General features: G+C 67.9%; 18 protein-coding genes. 8 read left to right on the forward strand and 10 right to left on the reverse strand.

The annotated features are described in order from the left end of the window. The first annotated feature begins 4 nt into the window (after positions 1–4). A complete protein-coding gene (locus AB0M24_RS05375; RefSeq protein ID WP_363761312.1) occupies positions 5–595 on the forward strand; it encodes a hypothetical protein in 591 nt (196 codons plus the stop codon). Here AB0M24_RS05375 and AB0M24_RS05380 read toward each other — a convergent pair. Then, the gene (locus AB0M24_RS05380; RefSeq protein WP_363761314.1) at positions 539–970 is read right to left on the reverse strand and encodes a helix-turn-helix domain-containing protein; all 432 of its coding nucleotides are present in this window, start codon (positions 968–970) and stop codon (positions 539–541) included. The genes AB0M24_RS05375 and AB0M24_RS05380 overlap by 57 nt on opposite strands. 42 nt (positions 971–1,012) lie before the next feature. Here AB0M24_RS05380 and AB0M24_RS05385 point away from each other — a divergent pair, with 42 nt between their 5' ends. Then, positions 1,013–1,834 carry a class I SAM-dependent methyltransferase gene (locus AB0M24_RS05385; RefSeq protein WP_363761316.1) on the forward strand — a complete coding sequence of 274 codons (822 nt, stop codon included), beginning with the start codon at positions 1,013–1,015 and terminating at the stop codon, positions 1,832–1,834. Here the strand turns inward: AB0M24_RS05385 and hsaB are convergent. Genes hsaB through AB0M24_RS05415 form a run of 6 tightly spaced genes read right to left on the reverse strand, consistent with a single transcriptional unit; the run spans position 1,820 to position 7,104 of the window. Then, a complete protein-coding gene (hsaB, locus tag AB0M24_RS05390; protein ID WP_363761318.1) occupies positions 1,820–2,392 on the reverse strand; it encodes a 3-hydroxy-9,10-secoandrosta-1,3,5(10)-triene-9,17-dione monooxygenase reductase subunit in 573 nt (190 codons plus the stop codon). The genes AB0M24_RS05385 and hsaB overlap by 15 nt on opposite strands. Next, positions 2,356–3,258 carry an iron-dependent extradiol dioxygenase HsaC gene (hsaC, locus tag AB0M24_RS05395; protein WP_363761320.1) on the reverse strand — a complete coding sequence of 301 codons (903 nt, stop codon included), beginning with the start codon at positions 3,256–3,258 and terminating at the stop codon, positions 2,356–2,358. The genes hsaB and hsaC overlap by 37 nt, the downstream gene beginning before the upstream one ends. Then, positions 3,258–4,064 (reverse strand): 4,5:9,10-diseco-3-hydroxy-5,9,17-trioxoandrosta-1(10),2-diene-4-oate hydrolase, encoded by an 807-nt coding sequence (gene hsaD, locus AB0M24_RS05400; protein WP_363761322.1) that lies wholly within the window; start codon positions 4,062–4,064, stop codon positions 3,258–3,260. Before hsaD ends, hsaC begins: the two co-directional genes overlap by 1 nt. A 10-nt stretch (positions 4,065–4,074) precedes the next feature. Continuing rightward, positions 4,075–5,241: a 3-hydroxy-9,10-secoandrosta-1,3,5(10)-triene-9,17-dione monooxygenase oxygenase subunit gene (hsaA, locus tag AB0M24_RS05405; protein WP_363761324.1), complete on the reverse strand. Its 1,167-nt coding sequence runs from the start codon at positions 5,239–5,241 to the stop codon at positions 4,075–4,077. After that, complete coding sequence (gene dmpG / locus AB0M24_RS05410; protein WP_363761326.1) at positions 5,238–6,248, reverse strand: 4-hydroxy-2-oxovalerate aldolase; 1,011 nt, start codon at positions 6,246–6,248, stop codon at positions 5,238–5,240. The genes hsaA and dmpG overlap by 4 nt, the downstream gene beginning before the upstream one ends. Then, entirely contained in the window at positions 6,214–7,104 is an 891-nt protein-coding gene (locus AB0M24_RS05415) for an acetaldehyde dehydrogenase (acetylating) (protein WP_363761580.1), read from the reverse strand. Before AB0M24_RS05415 ends, dmpG begins: the two co-directional genes overlap by 35 nt. A gap of 143 nt (positions 7,105–7,247) precedes the next feature. Here AB0M24_RS05415 and AB0M24_RS05420 point away from each other — a divergent pair, with 143 nt between their 5' ends. After that, a complete protein-coding gene (locus AB0M24_RS05420; RefSeq protein WP_363761328.1) occupies positions 7,248–8,456 on the forward strand; it encodes an RNA-guided endonuclease TnpB family protein in 1,209 nt (402 codons plus the stop codon). Between the two features lie 67 nt (positions 8,457–8,523). On the opposite strand, the gene AB0M24_RS05425 is transcribed toward AB0M24_RS05420, so the two are convergent. After that, the gene (locus AB0M24_RS05425; protein WP_363761330.1) at positions 8,524–9,294 is read right to left on the reverse strand and encodes a 2-keto-4-pentenoate hydratase; all 771 of its coding nucleotides are present in this window, start codon (positions 9,292–9,294) and stop codon (positions 8,524–8,526) included. Continuing rightward, complete coding sequence (locus AB0M24_RS05430; RefSeq protein ID WP_363761332.1) at positions 9,288–10,748, reverse strand: FAD-binding protein; 1,461 nt, start codon at positions 10,746–10,748, stop codon at positions 9,288–9,290. Before AB0M24_RS05430 ends, AB0M24_RS05425 begins: the two co-directional genes overlap by 7 nt. A gap of 128 nt (positions 10,749–10,876) precedes the next feature. On the opposite strand from AB0M24_RS05430, the gene AB0M24_RS05435 reads away from it, so the two are divergent. The 5 genes from AB0M24_RS05435 to AB0M24_RS05455 are packed head-to-tail and all read left to right on the forward strand — an operon-like array spanning position 10,877 to position 15,600. Next, positions 10,877–12,448 (forward strand): FAD-dependent oxidoreductase, encoded by a 1,572-nt coding sequence (locus AB0M24_RS05435; protein WP_363761334.1) that lies wholly within the window; start codon positions 10,877–10,879, stop codon positions 12,446–12,448. Continuing rightward, positions 12,445–13,566, forward strand: coding sequence for a Rieske 2Fe-2S domain-containing protein (locus tag AB0M24_RS05440; RefSeq protein ID WP_363761336.1), 1,122 nt, complete (start codon positions 12,445–12,447; stop codon positions 13,564–13,566). The genes AB0M24_RS05435 and AB0M24_RS05440 overlap by 4 nt, the downstream gene beginning before the upstream one ends. Then, positions 13,563–13,802: a hypothetical protein gene (locus AB0M24_RS05445; protein ID WP_363761338.1), complete on the forward strand. Its 240-nt coding sequence runs from the start codon at positions 13,563–13,565 to the stop codon at positions 13,800–13,802. The genes AB0M24_RS05440 and AB0M24_RS05445 overlap by 4 nt, the downstream gene beginning before the upstream one ends. Beyond that, positions 13,795–14,763 carry a ferredoxin--NADP reductase gene (locus AB0M24_RS05450; RefSeq protein WP_363761340.1) on the forward strand — a complete coding sequence of 323 codons (969 nt, stop codon included), beginning with the start codon at positions 13,795–13,797 and terminating at the stop codon, positions 14,761–14,763. The genes AB0M24_RS05445 and AB0M24_RS05450 overlap by 8 nt, the downstream gene beginning before the upstream one ends. Before the next feature lie 9 nt (positions 14,764–14,772). Beyond that, complete coding sequence (locus tag AB0M24_RS05455; protein ID WP_363761342.1) at positions 14,773–15,600, forward strand: MaoC/PaaZ C-terminal domain-containing protein; 828 nt, start codon at positions 14,773–14,775, stop codon at positions 15,598–15,600. On the opposite strand, the gene AB0M24_RS05460 is transcribed toward AB0M24_RS05455, so the two are convergent. Further along, entirely contained in the window at positions 15,587–16,390 is an 804-nt protein-coding gene (locus AB0M24_RS05460) for an SDR family oxidoreductase (RefSeq protein ID WP_363761344.1), read from the reverse strand. The genes AB0M24_RS05455 and AB0M24_RS05460 overlap by 14 nt on opposite strands. Between the last annotated feature and the right edge of the window lie 25 nt (positions 16,391–16,415).

Raw genomic sequence — 16,415 nt, forward strand, 5'->3', positions numbered from 1 at the left:
TCTCATGGACGTCAAGACCTACGCGGCGATCACCGACCTGTGCGCGCGGCTCGCGGGCCGCCTGACCGACGACACGCTCCGGGCGATCCGCGAGGACTACTCGGCGGGCGAGTCCTACCAGGCCGAAGCGACCCTGTTGCTCACCACGGGATACGAGAAGATCGGCATGACCAGGGAGGAACACGACCTCGTGGAGTCCACTGTGGACGAGCGCAACCACGCGGACCTCGCAGCGGTGCCGATCGTCGACGACGTGCCGTTGCGCTACCGCTTCAGCGGCCGAGGTCCCGCGAACGCGCCCGAGCCGCACGAGGTGGACGCGGTGCTGGCAGCGCATGCCGCGGTGGTCGGCGGGCGGAGACTGCGCCGCGCCTGGCGGGAGCCGTTGCCCGGTGCTCCTGACGGGGCGAAGTGGGTGTACGTGCTGCAGGTGTCCGAGGGCACCGACCTGCTCAGCGCGTTCGCGGCCCTCTCCGGCCGGTTGTGGGTGACCATCCAGGACAAGTCACCGATCGAGGTCGTGGTCGAGGGCAAGCCGCTACCGCCCTACCAGGCCGCGCTCGTCACCATCGCGCCGCAGATCTGGAGCGTTTAGAACTCGCCGGAACGACGGACACTCCAGGTGGGACGGTGCCGGGCAGGCCGCCGCGTGCCTCAGGTCGTCCCGCATGGACGCGAGCCGGCGGATCGTCGCGTCCAGCTCGTCCGCCTTCGCCGCCAGCATCGCGCGGTTCGGACTGGGACGACCGTCCGGGGCGAACATCAGCAGAATCTCGTCCAGCGAGAACCCCGCCGAGCGACACACGGCGATCAACGCCAGCTGCTCCAGCACGGAGATCTCGAAGACACGCGCGAGCCCGCGGCGGCGAACGCAGCTGATCAGGCCGCGTTCCTCGTAGTAGCGCAGGGTCGAGGCCGGCACGCCCGAGCGGCGCACCACCTCTCCGATGCCGATTTCGACGGCGTCCACGACACTTGACCTCAAGCCGACTTGAAGTAGGACGGTAGGAGCATGACATCTGAGGTCAACAGCGAACAGGCCAAGTGGTGGAACGCCGCGGGCGAGGGCTGGGCGAACGCGCAGGACATCGTGGATCTGGTGCTCCGGCCGTTGGAGGAGCTGCTCGCACAGAAAGCGTTGGAACGGCCACGCCACCGCGTCCTCGACGTCGGATGCGGCACGGGCGCGGTGACCAGGGCGATCGCGAAGGCCCTCGGGGACGCCCCGGAATGCGTCGGGCTCGACATCTCGCAGACGATGATCGCCGGGGCGGCACGCGAGGGCAACGTGCGGTTCGTGGTCGCCGACGCGCAGACACACACCTTCGACGAGACGTTCGACCTGGTCGTGTCGCGGTTCGGGGTGATGTTCTTCGAGGACCCCACGGCGGCTTTCCGGAATCTGCTGCGAGCCACCACGCCCGGCGGTGAGCTGTGCTTCATCACGTGGCGGACGCCCGAAGAGAACTCCTTCATGACCACCGCGCAGAAGGCCGCCGCGCCGCTGCTGCCCGATGCGCCACCGCTCGACCCCAACGGACCGGGGCCGTTCTCGCTCGCCGACGCCGACAACACCAAGAAGCTCTTCGAACAAGGCGGCTGGGACGGAGTCGTCATCCAGCCGGTGGACCGCGTCTGCACGATGCCCGAGAAGCTCCTGGTGCCGTACCTCAGCAACCTCGGACCGATCGCCCGCGCGATCAAGGCGGCGGACGTCGACGAACGGCCGCGGATCATCGACGACGTCCGGGGCGCGTTCGACGAGTTCGTGCACGGCGACGAGGTGCGGGTTCCCGCGGCCTGCTGGCAGATCACCGCCTCAGCTCCACTCTGACTGGCGCTGCCAGGTGAGAAGGTTGTCCAGCACCTCGCCGGACCAGCCGCGCGTGTCGAGCTCGGCATGCGCGGCATAGCGGCCGCGGTAGAACAGCAGCGGCTGGGCGTCGCGCACAGGACCGAGCTCGACCACCGAGCCGATGACCATGTGGTGGTCACCGGCGTCGTGCACCACGGACACCTGGCAGTCGACCCACGTCAGAGCGCCGTCGAGCACCGGAGCACCGGTGGCGGACGGCGTCCACGAGATGCCGGCGAACTTGTCCGCGCCCGCCTTGCCGAACACCGTCGACACGTCTCTTTGGTCCTCCGCCAGGACGTTCACGCAGAACGAACCGGCGGAGGACATCGCGGCCCAGCTGCGCGAAGTCCGTTGTGGACAGAAGAGCACCAGCGGCGGGTCGAGCGACAACGCCGCAAAAGCCTGGCAGGCGAACCCCACCGGGCCTTCCGCGGACATGCCGGTCACCACGGTCACCCCGGTGCAGAAGTGACCGAGAACGGAACGGTAGCGGGCCGTTACTTCTGGTAGCCCACGCTGAAGTCGTGTCCCCACAGGCTCACCGCCGTGCTCTCGCGTGCGATCCAGTCCTCATCGGACACCTGCCGTCCCTCGCAGCCGAACTCGACGTCGAACCCGCCGGGTGTCTTCATGTAGAACGACAGCATCAGGTCGTTGACGTGCCGGCCCAAAGTCGCGGACATCGGCACCTTCTTGCGCATCGCCCGGTCCAGCGTCAGACCCACGTCGTCGGTGTTCTCGACCTCGACCATCAGGTGCACGATCCCGCTCGGCGTCGGCATCGGCAGGAACGCGAGGCTGTGGTGGCGCGGGTTGCAGCCGAAGAACCACAGCCACGCCGGTGGCCCGTCCGCCGGGCGGCCGACGAACTGCGGGGGCAGCCGCATCGAGTCGCGCAGCCGGAAGCCCAGCACGTCCCGGTAGAAGTGCAGTGCGGCTTCATCGTCCGAAGTGGACAGCACCACGTGACCGAGGCCCTGCTCCTCGGTCACGAAGCGGTGGCCATATGGAGAGACCACCCGCCGGTGTTCCAACGCTGCCCCGTGGAACACCTCGAGCGTGTTGCCGGACGGGTCGGAGAACCTGATCAGCCCGTTCACCCGCCGCTCGGCCAGGTCCTCAGCGGTGCCCTCGACGTAGGACACGCCCGCTGAAGCCAGCCGTTTCGCCACTTCCTCCAGCTCCGCCTCGGTCGCGGCCTCCCAACCCGAGGTCTGCAGCTGGTCCTTCTCCCCCGGCACGATCACCAGACGGGCCGGGAAGTCGTCCATCCGCAGGTACAACGCGCCCGGCGTCGAGCCCTTGCCCTCGACCATGCCGAGGACCTTCAACCCGAACTCGCGCCACCGGTCCATGTCGGTGGCCTCGATCCGGAGATACCCAAGAGAACGGATACCCATCACGCCTCCGAAAGAAAGTCGAGAGCGAGCCGGTTGAACTCGTCGAACTTCTCCAGCTGCGCCCAGTGCCCGCACCCGCCGAACACGTGCAGCTGCGCGCGCGGGATCAGCTTCGTCGCGAGCAACGCGCCGTCCAACGGGTTGACCCGGTCCTCGCGGCCCCACACGAGCAGAACCCGTTGGCGCAGCTTGTAAGCCTCACGCCAGAGCATGCCCTGCTCGAAGTCCGGCCCGGAGAACGACTTGCCCAGCGCCGCCATCGCCCGCAACGACTCCGGTTGCCGAGCCGCCTCGAACCGTTCGTCGATCAGCTCCTCGGTGATCAACGACTGGTCGAACACCATGATCCGCAGGAACTCCTCGATCTTCTCGCGCGTGGGCGTCCTGGCGAACGCACTGAGCTTGCGCACGCCCTCCGTCGGATCCGGCGAGAACACGTTGAGGGACAACCCGCCCGGCCCCATCAGCACGAGCCTGCCCGCTCGTTTGCCGTGGTCCAGCGCGAACCGGACCGCGGTGCCGCCTCCGAGCGAGTTGCCCAGGATGTGCGCCTGCTCCACGCCCAGGTCGTCGAGCAGATCCTTCAAAGCCCTGGAAGCGAAGGAGAAGTACTGGTCGTGCTCAGCAGGCTTCTCCGACTGGCCGTAACCGGGCATGTCGACGGCCAGCACGCGGAACGACTTCGCGAACACCGGGATGTTCGCGCGGAAGTTGCTCAACGAAGACGCTCCTGGTCCACCGCCGTGCAGCATGACCAGCGTTTCAGCGTTGTCCGTTCCCGCTTCGTGGTAGTGCAACCGCGTCATCACAGCCCCCTCAGAACAGCCCGTCGCGGACCTGGATGCCGAGCTCGTTCTTGCCGTACAGCACAAGGACGCGCTCCGGGTCGTTGGCCGCGTGCACCCGTGCGGCGTGCGCGTCCCGCCAGAACCGAGGCAACGGCAAGCCCTGGTTGATCGCCTTGCCGCCCGCGCTCTCGAAGAGCCGGTCGATCGCGGAGATCGCCCGCGCACTGCCCAGCACCTGGTCCCGGCGCGCCCGCAGCCGCAGGTCGATCGGGATCTTGGTCGACGCGACGGCGTGTTCCCACTCGTCGTTGATGTCCTTCTCCAGCTGCCACCACGCGGTGTCGATGTCGTTGGCCGCCGTCGCGATCCGGACCTGCGCGAACGGGTCCTCGACCGACTTCTCGCCCAGGTAGGCGGCTCGGACGCGTTCGCGGGTCGCGCCGACGTGAATGTCGTAGGCGCCGGCCGCCATGCCGATCATCGGCGCGGTGATCGCGTACGGGTGGATCGTCCCGTACGGCATGCGGAACAACGGCCCGGGGTTCACGTCCTGGCCAGGGCAGATGCAGCGCGCGGTGTGCATCATGCTCAACGCACGGTGCTCCGGCACGAACACGTCCTCGACCACGATGTCGTTGCTGCCCGTGCCGCGCAGCCCGACCGTGTCCCAGACGTCGTTGATCGTGTAGTCGGCGATCGGCAGCAGGAACGTGCGGAAGTCGATCGGCTTGCCCTCGTCGTTCATGACGAGACCGCCGAGCAGCACCCACGTCGCGTGGTCGCAGCCGGACGAGAAGCTCCACTTGCCGCTGAACCGGAACCCGCCCTCGACCGGCGTCGCACGGCCCGTCGGCGCGTAGGACGACGAGATCCGGGTGTCCTGGTCCTCGCCGAACACCTCCTGCTGCGCCTGGTCGTCGAACAGCCCGACGTGCCACGGGTGCACGCCCAGCACGGACGCGACCCAGCCGGTCGAACCACAGGCGCTCGCGATCAGCTTGACCGCGGTGTAGAAGTCGAGCGGATGCGACTCGAAGCCGCCGTACCGCACGGGCTGCAGCATCCGGAAGAAACCGGTCTCCTGCAACGCTTTGATCGACTCCGGCGGGACCTTCCGCAGCTCCTCCGCTTCTGCCGCGCGTTCGCGTAGGGCCGGCAGCAGCTCCCGCACCTTGCCGAGGATTTCCTCGCTCATCGGACTTTCTCCCTGCTCAGCTCCAGTGCGATGTCGATCAGCTGGTCCTCTTGCCCGCCCACGAGCTTGCGTTCGCCCGCGCGGACGAGGATCTGCGCGCCGGACACGCCATAGCGTTGTGCCTGCGTGTACGCGTGTTTGAGGAAGCTGGAGTAGACACCCGCGTACCCCATCATCAGCGCCATCCGGTCGAGCAGGCACTCCTCGGGCATCACGGGCCGGACGACGTCCTCGGCCGCGTCCACGATCTTGAAGAAGTCGACGCCGGTCTCGAACCCGAGCTTGTCGCACACGCCGACAAAGGCTTCGAGTGGCGTATTTCCCGCTCCAGCACCGAACCCGCGCACGCTGCCGTCGATCTGCTTCGCACCGGCTCGTGCCGCGGCAACGGAGTTCGCGACGCTGAGTCCGAGGTTCTCGTGCCCGTGGAACCCGACCTGCGCGTCGTCACCGAGTTCCGCGACCAACGCCGAGACCCGGTCCGAAACCTGTTCCAGCACCAGGGCTCCAGCAGAGTCGACCACGTACACGCACTGGCAGCCCGCGTCGGCCATGATCCGCGCCTGCTTGGCGAGTGCCTCCGGTGGCTGGGAATGCGCCATCATCAGGAACCCGACCGTCTCCAGGCCTCGCTCACGGGCGAGCTGGAAGTGCTGCACGGACACGTCGGCTTCGGTGCAGTGCGTGGCGATCCGGACGATCGACGCGCCGTTGTCCTGGGAAACGAGAATGTCGTCCTTCACGCCCACGCCCGGCAGCATCAGGACCGCGATCTTGGCCTGCTGAGCCGTCTCGACCGCGACCTTGATCAGCTCCTGCTCGGGCGTGTGGCTGAAGCCGTAGTTGAACGACGACCCGCCCAGCCCGTCTCCATGCGTCACCTCGATCACCGGAACTCCGGCGCCGTCGAGCGCGGCGACGATCGAGCGCACGTCCTCGGCCGTGAACTGGTGTCGCTTGTGATGCGAGCCGTCACGCAGTGACGTGTCGGTGAGCCTGAGCTGCACGGGCGATCTCCTCCCCCACCTTGGTCGCGGCGGCCGTCATGATGTCGAGGTTCCCCGCGTACTCGGGGAGGAAGTCGCCGGCTCCGGCGACCTCGACGAAGATCGCCACCCGGCCGGGGTCGTACTGCGGCTCGCGCAGCAACCGGAATCCCGGCACGTACGAACGGATGTCGGTCTCCATCCGCGCGATCGAGTCGGTGATCGGATCCGGATCGGCGTCCTCTGGAACCGCGCAGAAGATCGTGTCCCGCATGATCATCGGCGGATCCGCGGGGTTCAGCACGATGATCGCCTTGCCCCGCGCGGCTCCCCCGATCGCCTCGATGCCGTGCTTGGTCGTGCGGGTGAACTCGTCGATGTTGGCCCGTGTGCCAGGTCCGGCCGACACCGACGCCACGCTCGCGACGATCTCCGCGTACTCCACCGGCACCACCCGGGACACCGCGTGCACCATGGGAATCGTGGCCTGGCCGCCGCACGTGATCAGGTTGATGTTCGGCGCGTCCTGGTGCTCACCGAGGTTCACCGGCGGCACCACGTACGGCCCGACCGCGGCCGGTGTCAGGTCGATCGCCCGGATTCCCGCCTCCGCGTACTTCGGCGCGTTCGCCCGGTGCACCGCCGCGGACGTCGCCTCGAACACGACGTCCGGCAGCTCGTCCTGACGCAGCAACCACTCCGCGCCGTCGACCGACACCTCCAGGCCCAGCGACGCCGCGCGCTTCAGCCCCTCGCTGGCCGGGTCGATGCCCACCATCCAGCGCGGTTCCAGCACGTCGGAACGCAGGAGCTTGTAGAGCAGGTCGGTGCCGATGTTGCCGGACCCGACGATGGCCGCCTTCACCAAGACCTCCAATGGATGCACGTGACTTCAGACTGGGGTGAAGGCCGGACCTCGTCAGGATTTTCCCGGTGAAGTCGAGGCAGTCCAGCCATGTGTTGTGCGGGAGAACAGTCCCGCGTCTCGCGCGTCATGGTGTTCCCGATAGGTTGCGTGTCGTGCGAACGGCGTACAAGTGTCGGGCATACCCGACCCCGGATCAGGCTGCGGTGCTGAACCGCACGTTCGGGTGTGTGCGTCTGGTGTGGAACAAGACATTGAGCGAACGGATGAGTCGCTATCGCGTCGAGGGTGCGCGGACCTCGTACCGGGAGACCGATGCCGCGTTGACCGCGTGGAAACGCACCGACGAACTTGCGTTCCTGTCGGAGGTGTCCTCTGTGCCGTTGCAGCAGACGCTGCGCCACCAGCACGCCGCGTTTGCGAACTTCTTCGCCTTGCGCGCCCGCCACCCCAGGTTCAAGTCCCGCACAGGGCGCCAGAGCGCGCATTTCACCCGCTCGGCGTTCCGGATGCGCGACGGTGTGCTGACGCTGGCCAAGACCGGCGCGCCGCTGCAGTTCACCTGGTCCTTCGGTGACGTGGACTTGGCGGCACTCGAACCGACCATGGTCGTGCTCTCTCGCGAGCCGGACGGCCGCTGGCACGTGACGTTCGCCGTCGACGCAGAACCCTCCGTCTCGGCTGAGCCCACCGGGCACGCGATCGGAGTCGACCTCGGCCTGACCGATTTCTTGGTGACAAGCGATGGTGATCGGGTCGCCAACCCGCGGTGCCACGTCCGGAAGGCTCGCAACCTCGCCCGCTACCAGCGCAGGCTGGCTCGCTGCAAGCGGGGGAGCAGCAACCACCGCAAAGCGAAGACGAAGGTCGCTCGCACGCATCGCAAGATCCGCAACGCTCGGCAGGACTTCCTCCACCGCACCACAACCCGGCTGGTGCGTTCGGCCGACGTGATCGCCATCGAGGACCTCAACGTTGCGGCCATGGTCCGCAACCGTCACCTTGCCCGCGCCATCTCCGATGCGGGCTGGGGCGAGTTCCGGCGACAGCTGGAGTACAAGTGCGCCCGCGCGAGTCGGGTGCTGGTCGTGATCAACCGCTGGTTCCCGTCCAGCAAGACCTGTTCGGTCTGCGGGCACCTGCTCGCCGAGCTGAAGCTTTCCACCCGGCACTGGACGTGTCCGGGCTGCCGCACCCGGCACGACCGGGACCTCAACGCGGCGAAGAACATCCTTGCGGCTGGTCGAGCCGTAGCCCGAGGCGACTCGGGCGATGCCTGCGGAGCTGATGTCAGTCGGCAAGGGACCACCCTTCCGCGATCGGCTGTGAAACAGGAACCCCGCGCCGTGAGACGCAGTTCGTGAGAGCTACCTGCCGCAAGGCGGGTGGGAGTCGCCGTCCTTCAGGTCGGTGAGAAGTCAACCAGTCACCTCATTCGAACTTCAGGTCTACAGAACCAAGTCCGGCGAACTCGGCGTGGAACTCGTCGCCCGGCCGCGCGTCGATCGCCCGCGTGCACGATCCGGGCAGCACGATGTCACCGGCCAGCAACCGCACACCGAACGAAGCCACCTTCTCCGCGAGCCACGCCACCGCGATCGCCGGATCACCCAGCACCGCGTCACCACGTCCTTCAGCGACGACTTCTCCGTTGCGCCGCAACGTCGCCGCCACAGCGCCGATGTCCAGTGAGGACGGATGGACACGCTCGGAGCCCAGCATGAAACCCGCTGACGACGCGTTGTCCGCGATCGTGTCCTGCAGGCCGATCTTCCAGTCGATGATCCGGCTGTCGATCAGCTCGATGGCCGGCGCCACGAACTCCGTGGCAGCGAGGACGTCCTCCACCGTGCAGCCCTCACCCGGTAGATCCGCCGCGAGCACGAACGCGATCTCGACTTCGACCCGCGGATACAGGTACGCCGAGGCGTCCGCGGTTCCGGCCAGCTGCATGTCGTCGAGCAGGTGGCCGTAGTCCGGTTCGTCGACACCCATCATCTGCTGCATCGCCAACGACGACAGCCCGACCTTGTGGCCGATGACGTCGCGGTTGCGGTGCCGGACGTTGAGCAGCTGGATCTCGTACGCGTCGACCACGTCGATCTCCGGGTACAGCTCGACCAGCGGCTTGATCGGCACGCGATCCCGTTCCGCCACGCGCAACAGCTCGGCGGCCGCCTCCCGTTTCTGGATCGTCAGCACTGGGCCTCCTTCACCACGTGTTGTCCAGCGCGGCGGCCCGAGAAGACGCAGTCGGCGAGCGCGAGCCCGCTGACGTACGACTCCGAGCACACCCCGACCGCTGATCGGCCCGCGGCGTACAGGCCGGGAACGCCTTGCACCTGACCGGTTTCCTCGTCCACCACGAGTCCGCCCAGCGTCAACATCGGGCACGGGTAACCGAACCCGGCCCGCACACTCACGTTGATCAACGAATAGGGCGCGGTGCCGAACGGTTCGGGCGTGCCGATCCCCGCCTTCGCCGCCACTTCGTCGATCGTGGGCGCGGTGACCAGGCCGCGGTTGAGGAAGTACCGGACCTGCCACTTCTGGAACGGCGCGGTCTGTGTCTTCACCTGGGCCCGTGCCACGCGCAGGATGTCGTCGTCGATCAGCAGCCACGCCTTGCCGCCGCGCTCGACGATCTCGCTGCCGATCGCCGCGCCGTACCGGGTCGGGTCACCGAACCGCTGCCCGTTGGCGTCCACCAGCACCCCGCGTTGCAAGGCGCTGGGCGGCGTCACGAACCGCCACACCGAGACCTTGTCGAGTCGCGCGGCCTTCCCACCAGCGGCGATGCCGAGCCGGATACCCGTGCCGTCGTCGCCGGGCGTGCCCAGCGCAAGACCTCCGCGATGAGCCGGAGCGTTCTCGTGCACCATCGACCGGTCGGCGATGAACCCGCCCGCCGAGATCACGACGCCCTGGCGAGCGGTGACCACCAGCGGACGGCCGAAGCGGCGCTCCAGCCACCCCGCCAGCCCGAACAGCCTCCTGCCGAGCGGCGGGTAGTAGAGCCACGGCTTCGCACCCGCCCTGGTCAACGCGCTGTGCATCGATCGCGGCAACCCGGTGAGAGTCCGGCACCGCACGCCCTTCACCCGGCCGTCGTCGGTGATCAGATCGACTGCACGGGTCTGCGGCAGGATCCGCGCGCCCGCCCGTCGGGTCGCCTCGGCCAACCGGGCGAAGAAAGCCTTGCCGGACGTCCCTTTCGCCCTGGTCCGGTGGCCGCGCGGGGCCGGATCGGGCCACGCGTCCTCGCTACCGGACTGGTAGAGGTAGTAGTCGTCCGTCGGGTACGAGGTCTTGAACGGGCAGAGGGCGGAGGAGAACGGCACACCCTGGTCTTCGAGCCAGGCCAGCATCTTGGCGCTGTCCTCGCAGAACCGCCGCAGCGTCGCCTCGGACACCGCGTCCCGGACCTCGTGCTTCAGGTACTCGTACATCGCCTCGGGTGAGTCGGCGACCTGAGCCTCGACCTGCTGCCGCGTCCCGCCACCCGCGTAGACGACACCGCCGGACAACGCCGTCGCGCCACCGCCCGCGAACCGGTCCAGGACCACCACGGACGCACCGGCCGCCGCGGCCTCGATGGCGGCGCACGCGCCGGCCGCACCGAAGCCGATGACGACCACGTCAGCGGTGACTTCCACGCAACCCTCCAGAAACAAGTTCCCAGAACGTGTTCTCAGCGAGTCGACCTGCCTGGAACTCCTACACCATAGCGCCAAACCGCCCCAGAACTATAACCTGTTCTAGTCTGAGTCACCGGGGAGGTGCGATGTACGACGTGATCGTCGTCGGCAGCGGCGCGGCAGGCATGACAGCCGCCCTCTGCACCGCTCAGCACGGCCTGCGCACCCTCGTCGTCGAGAAGGCCGCCCACTTCGGCGGCTCGACCGCGCGGTCGGGCGGCGGCATCTGGGTGCCGAACAACCACGTCGTCGCCGCGGCCGGACGACCCGACTCGCCCGAGCAGGCCGCCACCTACCTGGAGCACATCGCCGGGGACGTGCCCGCCGACCTGCGGGAGGCGTTCCTGGACGCCGGACCCGCCATGATCGCGTTCGTCGTCGCGCACACCCCGCTGAAGTTCCGCTGGGTCCGCGACTACGCCGACTACTACCCCGAAGCGCCCGGCGGACAGCCGCGCGGGCGTTCGGTCGAGCCGCTGCCGTTCAACACGAAGCTGCTCGGCGAGGAGATCAAGGACCTCGAACCGCCGTACGTGCCGACTCCGGCCGGCATTGTGATCACCCAGTCCGACTACAAGTGGCTGACGCTGATCGGCAGGCATCCGCGCGGGCTGCTCACCGCAGTGAAGGTCTTCGCCCGCCGCTTCCTGCCGGGCCGGCGACTCACGATGGGCCAGGCGCTGGCAGCAGGCCTGCGGGCGGGTTTGAAGTCGCTGAACGTCGAGGTCCGGCTCGACACCGCGATGACCGACCTGCACTACGAGAACGGCCGGATCGCCGGAATCCTCGTCGGCGAGAAGCTGATCCTGGCGAAGCACGTCGTGCTCGCGGCCGGCGGGTTCGAGCACAACGAACAGCTGCGCAAACAGCACCAGGACATCGGTACGGAGTGGACGGTCGGCGCGAAGGCCAACACCGGCGACGGCATCGAAGCCGGAGTCCGTGCCGGCGCGGCCGTCGGCCTGATGGACGAAGCCTGGTGGGGCCCTTCGGTTCCGTTGCCGCGCGGCCCGTTCTTCCTGCTCGCCGAACGCTCGCTGCCCGGATGTGTGCTGGTCAACAGCACCGGGCAGCGGTTCGTCAACGAGGCAGCGCCCTACATCGACGTGGTCAAGGCGATGAACGGCAAGACGTGGCTGGTGTTCGACCACGCCTACCGCAGCCGGTACCCGTTCTGCGGAATCCCGCCGCGCAGGCCGTTGCCCCGGCGCTGGAAAGACTCTGTGCTCACGGCCGGTTCTCTGGAGGAACTCGCCCAGCAAGCAGACCTGCCCGCCCTCGTCGACACGGTCCGCCGGTTCAACACCCTGGCCGTCGAGGGCAAAGACACCGACTTCCACCGCGGTGACAGCGCGTACGACCGCTACTACGGCGATCCGCGCAACCACCCCAACCCCAACCTCGCACCGCTGACCACCGGCCCGTTCTACGCGGTCAAGATCGTGCCCGGCGACCTCGGCACCAAGGGCGGCCTCAAAACCGACACCCGCGCTCGCGTGCTGCGCGAGGACGGTTCCGTGATCGACGGCCTGTACGCGGCGGGCAACACCATGGCATCCGTGATGGGACACACCTACGCGGGCGCGGGCGCCACTCTCGGACCGGCGATGACGTTCGGTTATCTCGCCGCTCTCGACATCACTGGAGGAATGCGATGACGCAGGACGCTGTGCGGACGATCGACACCGGCGCGCCTCCCGCTCGGTTCGCGCGCGGCTGGCACTGCCTCGGCCTCGCCTCCGACTTCCGGGACGGCAAACCCCACGCCGTGGAGGCGTTCGGCACCAAGCTCGTGGTGTTCGCGACGGAGGACGGCAAGCTCAACGTGCTCGACGGGTACTGCCGGCACATGGGCGGCGACCTCACCCAGGGCACGGTCAAGGGCAACGCCATCGCCTGCCCGTTCCACGACTGGCGCTGGGGCGGGAACGGCAAGTGCGTCGAGATCCCTTACGCCAAGCGGGTTCCGTTGCGAGCACGCACCCGGTCGTGGATCACGCTGGAGGAGAACAAGCAGCTCTTCGTGTGGAACGACCCGCAGGGCAACCCGCCGCCCGAGCACGTCACGATCCCGCGCATCGACGCCGCGTTCTCCGACGAGTGGAGCAACTGGACGTGGGACTCGGTCGTGATCGACAACGCGAACTGCCGCGAGATCATCGACAACGTCGTCGACATGGCCCACTTCTTCTACATCCACTTCGCGTTCCCGACCTACTTCAAGAACGTGATGGAGGGCCACGTCGCCTCGCAGTACCTGACCACGCGCGGACGGCCGGACGTCGCGATGGGCTCGAACTACACCGGTGACGTGGAAGTTCGTTCCGAAGCCTCGTACTACGGGCCGTCGTACATGATCGACTACCTGTGGAACGACTACAAGGGCATCGAGATCGAGACCGTGCTGATCAACTGCCACTACCCGATCTCGCCGACGTCGTTCCGGTTGCAGTGGGGCGCGATCGTGAAGAAGCTGCCGGGTGTGTCCGACGAGCACGCCGACAAGATCGCGCACAAGTTCGCGCGCGGCATCGGCGTCGGGTTCCTGCAGGACGTGGAGATCTGGCAGAACAAGACGCGGATCGACAACCCGTTGCTGTGCGAGGAGGACGGGCCGGTCTACCAGCTGCGGCGGTGGTACGAGCAGTTCTACGTCGACGTGGAGGACGTCACCGACGACATGGTGCGGCGCTTCGAGTTCGAGGTCGACACCAGCCGCGCGGTCGAGGTGTGGGAGAAGGAAGTCGCCGAGAACCTGGCTCGTCAGCAGTCATGAGCGAGCGCGATGAGTTCCTCGTCGGTGGCATGGTTCCCGTGGGTTGCGACTGCGGGAACCGGGTGCTGGTGAAGAAGAACAGCCCACAGCACACGTCCGTGCAGTGGTTGTCGGACACCAGCACCTGTCCCGAGCTGTGCGGGCCGCGGTCGGCGTTCATGAGGACGTGCCTGCGGTTGCGGGACAGCATCGAGAAGGCCGTGCGGGACGGGACGCTGGAGGTCGCGGATGGCTGAGGTGCACCGGCTGCGAGTCGACGCGGTGATCGAGGAAACAGCGGACTCGCGTTCGTTCGTGCTGTCCGGGGTCTCGTTCTCGGTGAAGCCAGGCCAGTTCCTGACCGTGCGAGCGGGTGACGTGGCGCGCTGCTACTCCCTGTCCAGCGCGCCGGGTGAGCCGTTGAAGATCACGGTCAAGCGCACGCCGGACGGGTACGGCTCGGTCTGGATGTGCTCGCAGCTCAGCGTCGGGTGCGAGCTCGACGTGCTGGCACCGGCTGGAGTGTTCACGCCCAAGTCGCTGGACGGCTCGCTGCTGGCGTTCGCGGCGGGCAGCGGGATCACGCCGGTCATGTCGATCATCAGGTCCGTGTTGACCCAAGGGTCCGGCCGGGTGTTCCTCTTCTACGCCAACCGGGACGAGGGCTCGGTGATCTTCGCCCGCGAGCTGGACGCGTTGTCGCGGGCACATCCCGATCGGCTGACTGTCGTCCACTGGTTGGAGTCGGTGCAGGGGTTGCCGCACTTGGGGGCCTTGCGGGCGTTCGTGCGGGAGTGCGACGAGGCCTTCGTGTGCGGGCCGGGGCCCTTCATGGAAGCCGCCCGGAAGGCGCTCAGCGATACTTCCGTCGTGCACATCGAGAAGTTCGTGTCCTTGTCCAGCGATCCGTTTTCCTCCGTTGAGCCCATCGCCGACGACCGTCCCGACGCCGTGGTCGAGGTCTCTTTGGACGGTGTCGACCACAGGTTTCCGTGGCCCGCGCGGCAGAAGCTGCTCGACCTGTTGCTGGAGAAGGGACTCGACGCGCCCTACTCGTGCCGCGAGGGTGCGTGCAGCGCGTGCGCGTGCCGGCTGGTCGAGGGCGAGGTCAAGATGCTCAACAACGACGTGCTCGACTCCGAGGACATCGCCGACGGCATCGTGCTGGCGTGCCAGTCGGTTCCGGTCACCGACACGGTGAAGATCACCTACGAGTGAGGGGCTTTCATGCCGATCGATCCGGCTGTGGCGGTGGGGGCGGAGCTGCCCGAGATCAAGTTCTCGTGGACGCACTCGGACGTGCTGCTCTACCACCTGGCGCTGGGGGCCACCGAACTCCGATACGTCTACGAACAGGGCCTTGAGGTGCTGCCGACGTTCGGTGTCGTCGCGCCCCGGTTCCACGAGACCGCGCCGCCCGCCGTGTCGTTCCCCGGCGTCGACATCGACCTGGCCCGCGTTCTGCACGGCACGCAGGAGATCACCGTCCACACCGCACTGCCGGCGTCCGGTGAGGCCGTGCTGCGCACCCGGATCGCCGACGTGTGGGACAAGGGCAAGGCCGCGGTGATCGTGCAGGAGTCGACGGCGGTGGCTCCGGACGGAACGGCTTTGTACACGACCAGGTCCAGCATCTTCGCTCGTGGCGAGGGCGGGTTCGGCGGGGAGCGCGGGCCGTCGGGCAAGGTCGAGGTGCCTGAACGCGAACCGGACTTCGTGATCGAGACCCCGACTCTGCCGCAGCAGGCCTACCTGTACCGGCTTTGTGGCGACCGGAACCCGTTGCACGCCGACCCGGAGTTCGCGCGGCTGGCCGGGTTCGACCAGCCGATCCTGCACGGGCTGTGCACGTACGGCGTGGTGTGCAAGGCGGTGATCGACGCGGTGCTGGACGGGCCGTCGCAGGTGCGGTCGTTCGGCGCCAAGTTCGCCGGGGTGGTGTTCCCCGGCGAGACGTTGACGACGCGGGTCTGGCGGGACGGGTCGCGGCTGGTGCTGACGACGTTCGCCGGGGACCGTCCTGTCCTCGCCGACGCCGAGCTCACGACGTGCTGAGCTCGCGCCACTGTTGCCAGGTCGCGAGCCGCTCCTGGTAGACCCGCTCGGCGACCGGGTACGGGTAGCCGCCGAGGAACAGCCGCAACGGCGGTTCCGGCAGGTCGACCAGGCTCAGGACGATGTCCGCGGTGGCTCGAGGATCTTGCGCTGCACGGGCAGTGGCGCCGGCGCGGCGGGCTTCCCGGATCGGTTCGTAGGCCGTGATCGGGGTGGTGCGCGCCGCCGACTCCCCTGCCCAGTCGGTGCCGTACGGGCCCGGCTCGACGATCGTGACCTTGATGCCGAGCGGGCCGACCTCCTGCGCCAGGGCTTCGCTCATCCCTTCGAGCGCCCACTTGGAGGCGTTGTAGAGGCCGAGCGTCGGGAAGGCCGCGATGCCGCCGATGCTGGAAACCTGGAGGAGGTGCCCGCTGCCCTGGTCACGCATGATCGGCAGCGCTGCCTGCGTTACCCAGAGCGCGCCGAACAGGTTGGTCTCGATCTGCGCCCTGGCCTGTTCCTCGGTCGTCTCCTCGATCATGCCGAAGAGGCCGTAACCGGCGTTGTTGACGACGACGTCCAGGCCGCCGAACGCTTCTGCTGCTTTCTCGACCGCGGTGAAGACCTGAGCACGGTTGGTCACGTCGAGTGCGATCGGGAGGATCCGGTCGCCATAGGTGTCGGCCAGGTCTTCGAGGGCTTCGGGCTTGCGTGCGGTGGCGGCGACCCGGTCACCGCGTGCGAGTGCCGCTGTCGTCCAGGTGCGTCCGAAGCCGCGTGATGCTCCGGTGATGAACCATGTCTTCATGGGACTGACCCTGCCGTCGCGCTGA

Source organism: Lentzea sp. NPDC051838 (genome assembly GCF_040681245.1).
Classification (GTDB): domain Bacteria; phylum Actinomycetota; class Actinomycetes; order Mycobacteriales; family Pseudonocardiaceae; genus Lentzea.

Coding starts and splice junctions, on each gene's coding strand:
- hsaA (WP_363761324.1), bottom strand. CDS start 5,241: ATGAGCGAGGAAATCCTCGGCAAGGTGCGGGAGCTGCTGCCGGCCCTA.
- AB0M24_RS05455 (WP_363761342.1), top strand. CDS start 14,773: ATGCCGATCGATCCGGCTGTGGCGGTGGGGGCGGAGCTGCCCGAGATC.
- AB0M24_RS05375 (WP_363761312.1), top strand. CDS start 5: ATGGACGTCAAGACCTACGCGGCGATCACCGACCTGTGCGCGCGGCTC.
- AB0M24_RS05460 (WP_363761344.1), bottom strand. CDS start 16,390: ATGAAGACATGGTTCATCACCGGAGCATCACGCGGCTTCGGACGCACC.
- AB0M24_RS05435 (WP_363761334.1), top strand. CDS start 10,877: ATGTACGACGTGATCGTCGTCGGCAGCGGCGCGGCAGGCATGACAGCC.
- hsaC (WP_363761320.1), bottom strand. CDS start 3,258: ATGGGTATCCGTTCTCTTGGGTATCTCCGGATCGAGGCCACCGACATG.
- AB0M24_RS05450 (WP_363761340.1), top strand. CDS start 13,795: ATGGCTGAGGTGCACCGGCTGCGAGTCGACGCGGTGATCGAGGAAACA.
- AB0M24_RS05440 (WP_363761336.1), top strand. CDS start 12,445: ATGACGCAGGACGCTGTGCGGACGATCGACACCGGCGCGCCTCCCGCT.
- hsaD (WP_363761322.1), bottom strand. CDS start 4,064: ATGACGCGGTTGCACTACCACGAAGCGGGAACGGACAACGCTGAAACG.
- AB0M24_RS05445 (WP_363761338.1), top strand. CDS start 13,563: ATGAGCGAGCGCGATGAGTTCCTCGTCGGTGGCATGGTTCCCGTGGGT.
- AB0M24_RS05385 (WP_363761316.1), top strand. CDS start 1,013: ATGACATCTGAGGTCAACAGCGAACAGGCCAAGTGGTGGAACGCCGCG.